This is a genomic window from Amycolatopsis sp. NPDC104587 (assembly GCF_055583645.1).
Genome location: NZ_JBVJNO010000012.1, coordinates 86,906 through 99,943, shown reverse-complemented (window position 1 = coordinate 99,943; position 13,038 = coordinate 86,906). Strand labels below are relative to the sequence as shown.

The 13,038-nt window shown below is 68.1% G+C and carries 10 protein-coding genes; 7 read left to right on the top strand and 3 right to left on the bottom strand.

Annotated elements, in window-relative coordinates:
* The first annotated feature begins 149 nt into the window (after window positions 1-149).
* The 5 genes from ACZ61C_RS33360 to ACZ61C_RS33340 all read left to right on the top strand — a co-directional run bounded on the left by ACZ61C_RS33360 (window position 150) and on the right by ACZ61C_RS33340 (window position 3,888).
* Window positions 150-392, top strand: coding sequence for a hypothetical protein (locus ACZ61C_RS33360; RefSeq protein ID WP_465311851.1), 243 nt, complete (start codon window positions 150-152; stop codon window positions 390-392).
* The gene (locus ACZ61C_RS33355; protein ID WP_465311850.1) at window positions 392-964 is read left to right on the top strand and encodes an RNA polymerase sigma factor; all 573 of its coding nucleotides are present in this window, start codon (window positions 392-394) and stop codon (window positions 962-964) included. The genes ACZ61C_RS33360 and ACZ61C_RS33355 overlap by 1 nt, the downstream gene beginning before the upstream one ends.
* A complete protein-coding gene (locus ACZ61C_RS33350) occupies window positions 961-3,279 on the top strand; it encodes a PAS domain-containing protein (protein ID WP_465311849.1) in 2,319 nt (772 codons plus the stop codon). The genes ACZ61C_RS33355 and ACZ61C_RS33350 overlap by 4 nt, the downstream gene beginning before the upstream one ends.
* Window positions 3,280-3,399: 120 nt before the next feature.
* Window positions 3,400-3,531: a hypothetical protein gene (locus ACZ61C_RS33345; RefSeq protein WP_465311848.1), complete on the top strand. Its 132-nt coding sequence runs from the start codon at window positions 3,400-3,402 to the stop codon at window positions 3,529-3,531.
* A 36-nt stretch (window positions 3,532-3,567) separates the two neighbouring features.
* Window positions 3,568-3,888, top strand: coding sequence for a hypothetical protein (locus ACZ61C_RS33340; RefSeq protein WP_465311847.1), 321 nt, complete (start codon window positions 3,568-3,570; stop codon window positions 3,886-3,888).
* Between the two features lie 572 nt (window positions 3,889-4,460).
* Here ACZ61C_RS33340 and ACZ61C_RS33335 read toward each other — a convergent pair.
* Window positions 4,461-4,964, bottom strand: coding sequence for a kinase (locus tag ACZ61C_RS33335; protein ID WP_465311846.1), 504 nt, complete (start codon window positions 4,962-4,964; stop codon window positions 4,461-4,463).
* Between the two features lie 209 nt (window positions 4,965-5,173).
* Between ACZ61C_RS33335 and ACZ61C_RS33330 the strand changes: the two genes are divergently transcribed.
* Entirely contained in the window at window positions 5,174-7,579 is a 2,406-nt protein-coding gene (locus tag ACZ61C_RS33330; RefSeq protein WP_465311845.1) for a hypothetical protein, read from the top strand.
* Between the two features lie 1,213 nt (window positions 7,580-8,792).
* Here the strand turns inward: ACZ61C_RS33330 and ACZ61C_RS33325 are convergent.
* Window positions 8,793-9,884: a hypothetical protein gene (locus tag ACZ61C_RS33325; RefSeq protein ID WP_465311844.1), complete on the bottom strand. Its 1,092-nt coding sequence runs from the start codon at window positions 9,882-9,884 to the stop codon at window positions 8,793-8,795.
* A gap of 227 nt (window positions 9,885-10,111) precedes the next feature.
* On the opposite strand from ACZ61C_RS33325, the gene ACZ61C_RS33320 reads away from it, so the two are divergent.
* Window positions 10,112-10,876 (top strand): hypothetical protein, encoded by a 765-nt coding sequence (locus tag ACZ61C_RS33320; protein WP_465311843.1) that lies wholly within the window; start codon window positions 10,112-10,114, stop codon window positions 10,874-10,876.
* On the opposite strand, the gene ACZ61C_RS33315 is transcribed toward ACZ61C_RS33320, so the two are convergent.
* Window positions 10,786-12,882: a hypothetical protein gene (locus ACZ61C_RS33315; RefSeq protein WP_465311842.1), complete on the bottom strand. Its 2,097-nt coding sequence runs from the start codon at window positions 12,880-12,882 to the stop codon at window positions 10,786-10,788. The two genes, ACZ61C_RS33320 and ACZ61C_RS33315, sit on opposite strands and share 91 nt — an antisense overlap.
* Window positions 12,883-13,038 lie beyond the last annotated feature (156 nt).

Genomic DNA, 13,038 nt, shown 5'->3' with positions numbered 1-13,038 from the left:
ACGGTCGTCACGCTTACGGGCGAGTCCGTGTTTTTTCGAGGGACACCGCGTCAAAAACTGGCTCTGTAGCCGAGTAACAGGTGTGAGCGTTGCTTTCCCCCGGGCGCGCTACTCCCGTCCCCGCAGAAACTGGAAAGGACTACCCCGAGATGTCCTCGAACTGGCCGCCTGTGCTGATGATGGCGATGACCGCCGCGCTGGCCTACCACCGCTCCCGCCCCGCCCTGCTCCGTGTCCTGCGGTGTGCCGCGGCGACGTGCCTGGCCTGGTGGTCGCTGCGCCTGTTCGCTGGCCCGGCCGCTCCGTCGGCGCCCGCGATGGTGCTGCGCTGGTGGACACCCGGTCGGGCGCTGACGGTCGTGCTGGGACCGCCGCCGGTGCAGGGCACGTAGTGACCGATTCGGCTCAACCTCCGGCCCGCAGACCGTGGACGGAGCAGGACTACCTCGAGTGCTCGACGATCGTCACCGAGAGGCGGAAGGCCTTGACCTCCTACGTCCGCCGGCTGGCCCCAGACGTGGATCACGACAACGTCGTCGGCGAAGCGCTGCTGGCGTTGTATCAGCGGTGGGACCGCATCGACGGCGACAAACTGGCCTGGCTGTACCGGGTCGCCCGCAACAAGGCGATGGACGCGACCCGGCACAAGGAGGCCGGGCACGCCGAGATCGACGAAGCGGCCGGGGTCACCGACAAGGCCGCACCGATCGGCGTGTGGACCCCGCCCCACCCGGGGGAGCGGCTGCTGTTCGTGGAGGCGATCGGCGCGCTGCCGCGCCGCTTGGGCCTGCCGCTGACGCTGCTGGAGAAAGGCTGGCGGGTCGAGGACATCGCCGAGTACATGGGCCTGCCCGCCACCACCGTCGGCATCTACCTGTCGAGGGCGAAGAACTACCTCAACCGCCTGCTCACCGCCACCGACGAGTCCAGACCAGCTCCCCGATCGGAAAGGAGGGACCGATGACTCCGTCGGCACCCATGCCCACCAGCCCCCAACCCGGACGCCGCGACGCCGACGTTCCGGTCCCGGCCACATTCCACGACCGGGCCACCGCGCTCCTCACCCGCATCAGCGCCGTCACGATCGCCGCCGACGACCGGATCAGCGACCCAGTGGCCGCCGCCGGCGTCGAGGCGGCGGTGCGGGAAGCACGGACCCCGGTACTGCCGGGGCTGGTGCTGACGGTCGACGACGCGATCGATTTCGGCCACCGCTGGTACACGGCGCTGACCAGCGACGCCTACCTGCAGATCCACCGCAGATTCGCCGAACAGCAGTTCGGCCGGTGGACCGCGGCGATGCTCGCCGCGTTCGGCGCCCCGCTCCTCGATCCGCACCGCCGACTCGGCCCGCCCGGCGAGCTGCCGGCCCCGCCGCGGATCGGCTACGAACTGGCCTACGTGCACAAGCTGCCCGCCGCCGCCTTGGGCACCTGCGTGGCACTGCTGTCGGACCTGGCCGCCGAGTACACCCCCGGCGCGACCCGCGCTGCCCGCACCGCAGTCGTCGGCGCATTCGCCAGCGGCTTCGGCGAAGGGCTGCAGGAACGCGTCCGGGACGAGCAGACCGCGCTCACTTCCGCGTTCCTGCACCTCAACCCGGCCACCGGCCGCGGCGACGCGCCGGCGGCACGGCGGTTCCGCGCCGCGGTCGCCGACACCGTCACCGCCGTGCTGGCCCTGGACGAGCACGGCGGGATCGTGGAGGCCAACGCCACCGCGCAGAACCTGCTCGGCGCCACCCTGGCCGAGCTGCGCGGCCGCACCCTGGCAGAGCTCGCGGTCTGTGCCGACGACGCCGAGCAGATCACCCGCGCCGCCGAGGCTCTGCGCGGCGCCGGGCTGCACCTGCCCGCCGCCGCACAGGCGCACGTGGAGTTCCGCATCACCAGCGACACCCACGCCGGCACCCGCTGGCTCACCGCAACCCTCGGCCGCGCCGGCGGCACCCAGCGCGGCTTTTCCGTCGTGCTGGAGGACGTCACGTTGCTGCGCGGTCTCGAGCACGGCATCGACATCGAACCCGCCACCGGCCTGCTCACCGAACAAGCATTCCGCGCCCAGACCATCCGGATCCTCGCCGAGACCCCCGAGCGGGCCGCGCTGCTGACGATCCGGCTGTCCGGCTGGGCCCACCTCGACCACGTCCTGCCCCATAACCTGCGCGCTGGGCTGCTGGGCCAGCTGCACACCCGCATCCGCGCCGCCCACGATCCTGCCCGCCACCGCCAGCTCGTCGGCCGCAGCGGCGACGAGGTCCTGGTCCTGCTCTACGACTTCACCGATTGGTCCACCGTGATCCGCCTGGTAACGCAACTATCGGACTGGCTGCGCGATCCCGTGCACCTCGATGCCCACCAGATCCGGCTGCGCCCGCGCACCGGCATCGCCCAGGCCCGCCCGGCCGACACCCTGGACGATCTGCTGCGCCGCACCCGCCGCGCGCTGCACGACACCGCCCACGCCCGCGCTCCCTGGGGCCACGCCGACCCCGTCACCCAGCCCGCCGCCGGCGACGACCAGCACCGGGTGGAACTGCTGGCCGAGCTCACCGGCGTCCTGGATGCCGGCACCCTAGGCGTGGACTACCAGCCCGTCCGGACGCCGGTGGGCTGGCTGGCCGCGGTCTGCCCCCGCCCGTACTGGCTCAGTGCCACCGGCGCGCGACGGGAGCTGGCCGACATCGCCGAGCTCGCCGAGCACACCGGCCTGCTCGCCGCCGCCCTGCCGCACGTACTCACCATCGCCGCCCGCGACACCACCACCTGGACTGCCGGTGGCCGCCCGACGCCGGCAGTCCTGCTCGGGCTTCCCGGCGCCACCGTCCACGACGACGTCCTGCTCGACACCCTCGTCACCCACGCCGCCGAGACCGGCCTGCCGGCCGGGCGGCTGCAGCTGGCCATCCCCGCCCGCGCCCTCACCGGCACCCCCGCAGTCCTGCGCCGGCTGCGCGAACTACCCACCGGGCCCGCCGGGATCCGGCTGGCGCTGACCGACGTGCTCGACGATCACGTCCCGATCCAGGCATTCACCACCGTCCCGTGGGCCTCGATCGGCCTGACCGCCGCCACCGTCACCGCACTGACCACCACCCCAGCCGGCACCACCCCCCTGGTCGCCGCGCTCACCACGATCCGCGCATTCGGCGCGCAAGCCCTCACCGACACCCCTGCCACACACCCGCCGCAGCGCGGCTTCGACCTCTACCAGGACCCCGAGACCCTCACCGCCGACGCCGTGCGCGCGCTGCTCGCCGAGCGGGGTGCGCGACCGTGACCGCCGAACGCCGCAGCGCGCGGACGTCGGGTCCCCTGGATGAGCGTCGCTCCGCCGGGCACAACATGTTGCAGGGGCTCGGAAACCGGCCGACAGTGACCGTGGTGAGAGGAAGCAATCATGACAGTCGACAACGGAGATCCCTGGTCGACAGGGCGGCGTGTGGCCGGGACCGTGCTGCGGGTGTTTGCGATCCTCGGCGGGATCGGCGTGTGCGGGTGGGTCGCGCTCTTGCTCGCCTTCGCCTCCTGAGCCTGCCGCTTCGCGGCCCGGTGGGGTGACGAGGCCGTGCGCGTAGAGCACAAAACAGTCCTGCGGCCTCCCACCAAGCTTGGCGACCGCAGCGACGAGGACCTGGCGAGGCATGCTCGGGCGGGGGACGTCGAGGCGTTCGGGGAGCTCGTGCAGCGGTACTGCGCCGCGGTGACCTACATGATCAACTCTCGCATCGTCGACCCGTTCGAGGTCGAGCGCCGGGTGATCGAAGTCTTCTGCGCGACCTGGCGCGACCTACGGCATCCGCTGTGTCCTCGCCGCGGGTTCCTCGGGGTCCTCAGCCACGCCGTCGCCCAGAGCGTGGCCGATCTCGACCCGCCCGCAGAACCGTGACGCCTGTTCTGCATCCAGGTGGAGGAAAGTTCCGACGATGACGCATTTTTGGCCGTGGACCTGGGTATGTTCTGCGCGCGGGCCCGGTCGTTACCTCCCCCCTCGATGACCGGGCCCGCCTCCATGACACGCGGCTGATCTGCTCGCCCCCGCGAATGACGAGCTGGATCACCACCAGGGACACGCGAGCTGTGATCGTCGCGCGGACGGGTCAGGAAGGCAAGATCGCCAGCCCCGCAGGGGCACCGGTCTCGGGTCAGTGAGGAGCAGAGAGCGGGTTGAACGCCGCTTGGTCGTGCTTGAGGCATAGCAGGCGTATTCGGTGCCGCCGGCCGGGAAGGCGCTCGCCGGACACCGCGGGACGTCCCACAGCCAGCAGAAGGCGCTAGCAGAGGACAATTCGCTGGACTCCCACCTCACGGTGCGCGATCGAGTTTATGACCGCCATCGTCGCGTTGGCTGATGTGACCCTGCGAAAGCAGCCACCCGATCGAGCGAGTCCCCCGTCTTCCGGATCCGCTCGGTCGTCCGGATGAGCCGCCGCGGGCACGTCACCCGCGCTGATGCCGCGGTCACACCGAGGGCGCGTCCTGTATCGGCCCGGACGCATACGCCACAATCCGGTTCACCGAGCTGTCCGCTGTTGAGGTGGCGGGGATGATCTGCTCGCCGGGCACGTCGAGTCGCCCGCTCGCCGCGTACCAGCCGTGCATGTCTTCGGGCGTGAATTCGCTGGCCTGGGGGCGAGTGCCGTGGCGGCGCACTGTTTCGGCGAAGGGCACGTCGAAGTAGAAGAAGGTGGTGCGGCCCCGGTGGTCGGCGGCCAGCTGCCGCAGCATCGGCCCGTACCGGGCTGCGGTGAGGATGCCTTCGAGGATGACGTGGTAGCCGGCGTCGAGGCTGAATCGGCAGACCGTCGCGATGAGCGCGATGTTCAGCCCGCCCGGGACGTCGTGTTCGCGCAGTACCACCCGGCGCAGGACGTCCTGCTGGACCAGCGCGACGCCGCGCCCGAGCCGGGCGCGCACGGCGGTGGCGACCGTGGTCTTGCCGGCGCCGGAAGGGCCTCGGAGCACGCCGGGTGCGGCACGAATACGGCGCGATCGGTCCGGGACATTGGGTCGCCTGATCAGCTGACAACCTGAAGTTGGCGTCAGCGGTGGGTGCGGGATGTGAGACCTTCATGCGAGGGCCTGTCGCGGCGGATGCGTCCTCACGATTGGCGGTCGTGATACGCCGCGGCGACTCGTTGTGGTTGTGTAGCCGAATGACGGACACACCGCCCATGGCGTATTCGGTGCTACAACGAGGCCTGCGGCCCTCGCGGGTTGCCATGGTGTTCGACGGCGGCGAGTTTTGGTCTTACTACGCTCGCCGCGCGCTGCATCTTGCCAACCAGGTCTGGGGCGGAGCCGGTTACGCGCTGGTCCCGCACCATAACGGTGTCGTAAATCCGACGATCTTGAAAGCCGTCAGAGCCTACGACCCCGACTTCGTGGCGGCCCTTCCCCGAAGCCTTGAGGACATCGCCTATCTCGACGGTCTTGACACCAGCTCCGCACCGAGCGGAAGCCGGCAGCTTGCTCAGCTGCTCGCCCAGACGCTCAATTCCCGGATGCTGCGGCCCGGCGACCGACAAGCCCGCGACACCGTGGCCAGCGTGTGTTCGCCCTACTTCCAGTCCACCGCAGAAACTCACTATGAGGCCATCAAGTGGTTCAGTGGACCGTCCAAAGATTTTCCTCTCGCTGCGGACGTACCGGGAGCTGAGACCGGCCATGTTCTAGCGTGTCCTCCAGACTGGGGTGGACTGGTCGGCGCCGCAGTCGCCGCGCACGCCGGAGTAGTCGAACCACCGAATCCTGCCGCTGCCGAGCCGATTCTGGACTCCACAACGATTGCTCGGCTGACGCAGTGGCTGATCGGCGGGTCGCCGACGGAGCTGCCGATGGAGCTAGTGTGGTTCCCGACGGTCGCCACCAGTATCTTTCCGCACGAAGCTCCTCTCGCGCACCGGCGGACGATGGCGGGTCTCGAACGGGTGTACTCCGGATTTCCCGCCGGCGAGCCAGGGCTGATCGTCGTCGGCGATAGTGTCGACGACTTCGCGTTGGCTCAGCTCTGGAAGCTGACCTACGGACGGGGCGTGTGGCTCCCGAGTGCGCTCGGCACCGAAAACGACAGACCTCCGTGGGGATTGAGCGTCGGCTTGGCAGAGCTGCTTGACGAGGTGTCTCACCAACTAGGGTCGATGCTCATCTCATCAGTGTCACGGACCGCCGACGACGTCCGATCGGTACACCATCGAATGGTCATGGGAGCCGACGCAGAAGACGTTGCCTCTGACGTCGAACCGCTGAGCCGCCCTCTTCCCGTGGGCGATCTGCCCTGGCGCCGTACGAGCACCTCGCACTTGGCAATCGGCGAGCAGTTCGACGATGCCTTGCCCGTTCCCATCGTGATAGGCGACAACGGGACGAGGTCCATGGTGGCTCCAACTCCACCGGCCACCCTTCTCGACCCGGCTCTCGCAGCACACGCCGATTTGACATGGCACATCGACTTCACGTGGCACCAGAGCATAAGCGTGTTAGGGCGAGATCTTCCGGGCCGCTACTTGTTCTCAGATGTCACTAGTCCGTGGCTCACGTTGGCCCGCAGCAGCCGGCAGGGCATCAGCCATCGATCCCGCCGATTTGACTTCGTTCAAGGTGGTATTCCTCGGGTCAACCGGATTCCCTGTCCGGCGTTCAAGGACTTGAGCCTCGCCGATTGGGTAGGAGCGAAGGCGACCCAGCACGGTTTCTCTTCCGTCGTCAAAGGTGCAGGCGGTCACGCTGCTCAACTCGCGCGAATGCTCGGTGGGCGTGAGGCCTTCCTTGATCTGTTCGCCGGCCCGCTCCTTTCCGCGCTGCGTGGCTTTCACGCGGAAGGTGGAAGCACACGCGAGTCATATCCCGACAGTGACGGAGTGCGCATCCAAGCCGGCGAAGGAGTGCTCAACTTCGCTGGCATCTGCGCGCGCAGCGGCGCGCTCACGACCAGAGAGGTACGCGAGAAGCTGGATCCCGCTGTGCGTGCGGGAGTGCTGATCCGAGGTCTCGTGCTGGGATGCGCGACGTGTGATGAGGTCCAATTTCAGGCAGTCGACAAGCTCCGGCAGCGGTGGGTTTGCGCACGTTGCAACGCGGTCAATGACCTGGACCACACCAGTTGGAAGTACCCAGTGGAGGAACCGACGTGGTTCTACGACCTTCATCCCATCGCGCGGCGCCTACTCAAGGAACACGGCGAAATTCCGGCGTTACTGGCTGCGCAGCTTGCCATCGTTGGCAGAGGGGAGCCGTACCGCGACCTCGTCGAGATGACGTTTGTCGAAGGCAGCAAGCCCCGCGCGGAGATCGACTTGATCGCGTATCGCGGTGACACGTTGATCGTCGCGGAGTGCAAGAGCGCGGACCACCTCGACGGCACGAAGAAGCAGATGACCGCAGAGGTCGCAAAGAAATGCCAGGCCGCGTCGATGCTCCAGGCTGACCTCTTGATCTTCGCGACTACTGCTCAGGCATGGCAAGCCGCGACTCATAGGGCGATCACCGACGCAGTACGCGAGTTCAAGTGGTCCGCGATCGGTGCCCCTGAACTGCAATTCGTCGAGAACCTCGGAAGCCGAGCTAGTGACTGTGCCTGATGCACGTGAGGCGGCTGCGACGTCAGGTAAGTCCGCGAAGGTCAGGGGAGTGCAGCGCCCTGGCGCGCAGCTGCAGGTTTTCAGCCGGTCGGCGCGGCGGGCTCCTGCTGGCCGCGATGTGCCGGACCGCGGCCCTCTTCGGTCGCGGGGAAGAACCCAGACGGATCGCCACGACGCCGACGAAAAACGCTCGACGTGGGTGATTACAGGTCGCTGCTCGAGCACCGCGCGAGCAGCTAGTGCCTGCGACCGGGCAGCCAGTCGACCCCGATCCGGATCCGTGCCCAGTCGTACTCGCGACTCGTGCGCGCCGGGCGGCATCAGCACGATGGTCGTTGATCAATCAGGGCGAACGGTGGTTCGGGTTCCTCACCGACCAGATGATCCGCCGCGGTGCTCACAAGAGCGATTAGGCACTCGAGAAAGACGTCCGGACCTGGACAGCCGACTGGAACACTCGTTGCCCGTCCATTCCTGCGGGTTGTGCCTTTTGTTGTGAGGCGGTCATGAGGTCACGAAGCGGTTCGAGGTCTGCGGCTTCGCCCGCGTCCGTCGCCAGCCCGGAGAAGTCGGCCACGTCGTCGGGACGGATCGGGCGGTCGTGGGTCAGCTCTAGCAAGGGCCGGAACATCTCGCTGATGGAGGGGGACACTCGCGGGAGCCGGGCCGCAGGGCGCCGCTGTCCACGGTGACCGTGCCCAAGACGGCGCTGGGCCCGTTGTACTGCGACCAGAAACCCCACGGACGGGGAGAGTAGGAGGCGTGCCCGATTTTGGCGAGTTCATCGATCTGGCCTCGACCGAGCACGGCTTCGACACAGCCGGCGCCTTGCGCGGCGATTGTCCTGCCGCGGGAAACCAGGGCGAGAGCAACTTCCGACCGTCGGAGAACCGTCTGCCACGTGCTGGCATCCCACTCCCGTCGCCCTGTGACGTCGGCGAGTGCCCAGTAGAGGGAATAGTACCGGACCGGCGTGGTCAGTGCCGACACGCCCGGTACCAGCGTGTCCATCATGCCCACGACCGACGAGTCGACCGAGAGCGGGTACCGCCCCGCCTTCAGGTCCAGCCCTGGCTCGCACCAAACTGGGCCAAGGACCTCGGCCGCCATCATCGGAGTCACGGCATCCGCCCGGATCGACGTTTCCTGAACATGATCCTTTCGTCGCCGTTCGACGCCGTTGTGTTTCGGTGAAAGCCTGTGGCGCGTCGCCTCAGAGGTTGTCGGTGGTCGGGGTCTTGCGGCGGGACCAGCTGCTGGGCACGGGAAGGTTGCCGTTGATGACGAGGGTGACGACGACGCTGGGGGAGTGCGGGTCGGTCATCCCGTGTTGCCTGGGGCCGAGGACGAATAGGTAGTTCTCGGGGGTGCCGATGGGCAACACCTTTCGGCTCATGTCGAGGACGGCGAGGATTGAGAGGCGGGCGCCGTCGGCGGCGGCGTACTGGGTGGGCTGGCCGATGTACTTGGTGGCGGACTGGGGGGTGACGGGCTGGTCGCGCGCGACCTTGAGTTCGGCGGTGATGCCGTCGTGTCGGGTGTCGAGGTACCCGTGTGCAAGGGCGGTGCCGCGTTCGACTCGGCCTTCGAGGGTGGGGTCGGCGAGGAGGGCGGCGTGGAGATCGTCGTGGAATTGGCGTTCTTTCACGTATTGGCCGCGGCGGTATTTCTTGTTCCAGGTCATGGCGAGCCCGGCTCGGGAGATGGCGTTGAGGAGCCGGGCGAACGGCTGGAGCTGGTTGTGCGGATAGCCGGCGGCGGCGAGGTTCTCGTAGATGCCGAGGAGGTGCTCGTCGAACACCTCGTATTGGGTGGTGGCGTCGCGGGCTGGGTCGTAGGGACGGACACGGAACTCGCGGTGTCCGGCGACGTCGAGGGGTTGGCTCTTCGGGTTGCCGTCCTCGTCGGCGCCGCGCCAAGTGAGGCTTACCAAAACTGGGGGTGCGTGCTGGGTGGTCGGGACGGCATATCGCACGTGGAGGCTGCCGGTCCCTTCGTAGGTGTCCGGGTCACTGGTGTGCTGATGGCGCTGCCAGGTGAGGGCGGGCCGCTGCAGTTCAGTCTCGTTCAGGGTGCTGACCAGCTCGGCGTCCAGCCGCTCAACCCACTCTGGCCACGGATCGGTCTGCACTTGCAGGGTCAAGGTGTGGGTGAGGGCCGGGTCGACGATGGCGGGCCCGGTGAGGAGCCGTTCGTCGATCAACACCAGGGCAACCGCGACCGTCGCGCTGTCCGGCTCAGGCTCGGCGGGTGGCGTCCACGGCCTAAAGCCGTGTTGGTGTTCGTGTGAGCGGATGAACAGCATCGGCGCCGGGAGACCGGCCGTCGCGGTGAGAACCGTGTCCAGGTCGATGGGTGCGGCCGGATCGGGATCTGCCGCGAGGGCGGCGCGGAGGGCTCGTGCGCGCGGGAGGAGCGGGTCGTCGTCTCGGTAGGTGTCCAGGTCGATGGCGGCGGCGCGGCGCGCTGCTGCGGTCCGGTGCGCTTGAGCCTGATTGAGGTCGGCTGCGGCACCACGTGCCGGACCCAGCTGTGCTCGCTGAGCTCGAGAAGAAAGCGCTGGCGCGGGTTCCGGAACTCGAGTGGCACCAGGCGACGGAGGTGACCGACCAGCCGTGGCAGCCGGATGCACGAGTTGCGCCGCAGCTCGCAGCGTTGTGGTTGGCGCTGGCACTGCAGAAGACTTACGGGCTTCGACAGCGCGACGAGGCAGAGGAGGCACTGAACGGGCTTCTTGACTGCGGCGCTGGCCTCCTTGGTCTCCCAGCGGCCGGCATCATCGACGTCGGCACGGCGCACTCTCCGGAGTCACCCTACGGATCGATGGAGTACGCCGAGGTCCTCGCCCGAACAGAGCGCCGGACCGAGGCCCTCGCGCTGCTTGAGGGCGCGCTGACTCGTATTCCCAATGAGCCGGCGCGCAGCTCACAACGTGCCCAGGTCGCACTCGCGGGCGCGGTCGAACGCCTGCAGGTGACGCTAAAGCCGGACTTGCCCGACGACGCGAACGTGCGTGAAGCGGTCGACGAGGTCGGAGCCACGATCGGCGTGTGCCTGGGTCACTCAGAGGAGGATCTTCAGTGGCTGCGACCGCTCGCGAAGGCCGCCGCGGTCCGAGCAGCGATCACCTGCACGTTGCTCGACATGCCGATCCCAGTTGAGATCACCGCCGGGCTTGCCGACATCCCGGCCGACCAAGCGGCAGCCTACTCCGCCGAGCCGACTGACCCGGCCGAACAGTTCAATACGCGCGCGCAACGGCTGCGTGACCTAGCGGCCGCCCTCCAGCTCAACTGAATCCGAGATCTCTCGTCCGGCCACGGAAGCCGGCACGCCGCCTCAAGGACGGCCTTGATCACCACGACGTAAGTGTCCGAGACGAGTGCCGGGAGCAGGTCTGCGACCGTCGACGGAAGGGCGTGGGCTCCGCCGACGGTCGTCCACGCCTTGAGCGCCGCAGCGCGCAGTCCGGGTTCGGTATCGACCAGGTAGGTGTGAAGGGTCGGCAGGATGGCCTGGAGCGCTCCGGGTTGATTCCCGTGTTGGCGGCCGACTTCGCCGAGGGTGACCAGGAGCGGGTAGACCACCTCGGTACCCAGGTCGTTGTCGCGCTCACTCGTGATGAGCGCCGTGATGGTTTCGCATACAGCCAGCGGGTCTGTCGATGATGCGGACTCCACCGCGCTCAGCAGGCGTCGTGCGGCCTGGTACAGGCTGTTTTTGCGCGCGTACGCCTCCAGCCCCGCGAGTGGGTCTGGCGCAGCGGTAGAGGTGAGAAAGCTCTTCCGCTCGGTGAGCCGGTGCCTGGTCAGCGTCACGAACGCACCGAGGGTCGCGTCCAGGCGTCCGGCGAGGGCGTCGCTATTCCTGCGGCCAATCCTCTCGATGGCTTCGGCTGCGGAGAACGTCACCTGGTGTCCCCACGCCTCATCGGTGCGGGCGAGGAGAAACGCGAACGCCGCGTCGGTGATCGCCGCGGCCTCCTCAGGGGGCGTCACCGGGTCGTGCGCGCGACGGTGGACGTATTCGGTGTCGACCATGTCCAGGGCATGTCGGACTGAGCCGACGAGGCCGTCTCGAGTCTTTTCGGCCGCGTGCCGGCCCGCTTCCTCCAGTAGCCTGGCAATCCGGGCGGGCGTGGCGATGAACATCCGGGCGATTGCTCTCTCGGCGGTCCCGACCGTTCCCGGGTCGTAGCTGTCCTCCGGTGAAACGCTGAGAGAAACGGCTAAGTTCGGCAACAGCTGGATAGCCAGCTCGAGATGGGTGCTCGCGAGGTGCTCGATGGCGCCGGCGGCGGCTCGCCGGTCGAAGTCGGAGACCGGCTGCGGCCGGTGAGCTGGATTCATGATGATGCCCGTCACCGCGGGGCGCGGCAGCATCCCGCCCAGGCGTGCGACCAGCTTTTCCGGACACACGTCTGCGAGGACCCGCAGCGGGCCAGGGTCGTTCGCCTGCACCATCGGCACCGGGCCAGAGAAATGATGGTCACCCGGTGTTTTCGAGCCCGCTATTACCACGACCGCCCAGATGACCGCATCATCGACCGCCGCCGCGTCCACCAAGTCTGGGTGGTCGGTCAGGCAGCGGCCCGCCTCGAGCGCCGGGATTGTCCGCAACGCCGCCAGCGCGGTCGCCACCAGGCGCTCCGCGAGCTCCGGTCGCCGTGACGTCAGGTGCCGCAACGGCTCCAGCAGCTCACTCAGCCTGACGCTTTCCACCGCGTCGAACAGCTCGTCGATGATGCGTTCATCGAACCGGTCCGCCGCACGACCGGCAACTGTCGTCAATCGGCGCCGCGCCGCGGCCGTCGCGTTGACGTCGACGTCAGCCGCCGGGTCTGGATCGAGGACGTCGAGATCGTCCAGGATGCCGGCGGTCGCTGGGTCCGCGGTCGCCCGCAGACTCCGTCGACGCTCCACCCGCCCCGCTCGTGCAACACCGCGAATCCGCAGCTTCTCAGCACGCTCGGCTTCCTCGGCCTGGGCCTTCTGCTGGCGAGTGAGAACCTCGGTCTCTAGGTTTGGGAGTCGCCCGGTCGGGTTTCGTGTGTCGCAGCCCACGCAGTGCTCGGAGTAGAACTCGAACGTTATGTGATCCAGCCGCATTCCGGATGCGTTCCCGATGGCGACTGGACACTCCACCCGCCGTGAGTTCAATGGCAACCCGGTCATTTCCTCTAGCATCCCGCGGCCGCCGAACTCTACGAACCGCATGTGCTGACAGTGATCCGCGGCCAGCCCCATAATTCGCGCGTTCTCGTGACCCAGCTCGGAATACCTGGCGAACTCTGCCTCGTCCAACCGTCCACTCCCGTTCGCGGGGTCACCACCGACATCACCAGTGTGCCATTGGCGCTTCGACGGAGGCAGGGAGCGCGGTTGTCGGCGGCGTGTCGGATCCTGACTCGCTGACGTGTGCGGCCGGCTTGTCGGCGGCCAGGGCAGTTGGTGGTCGTA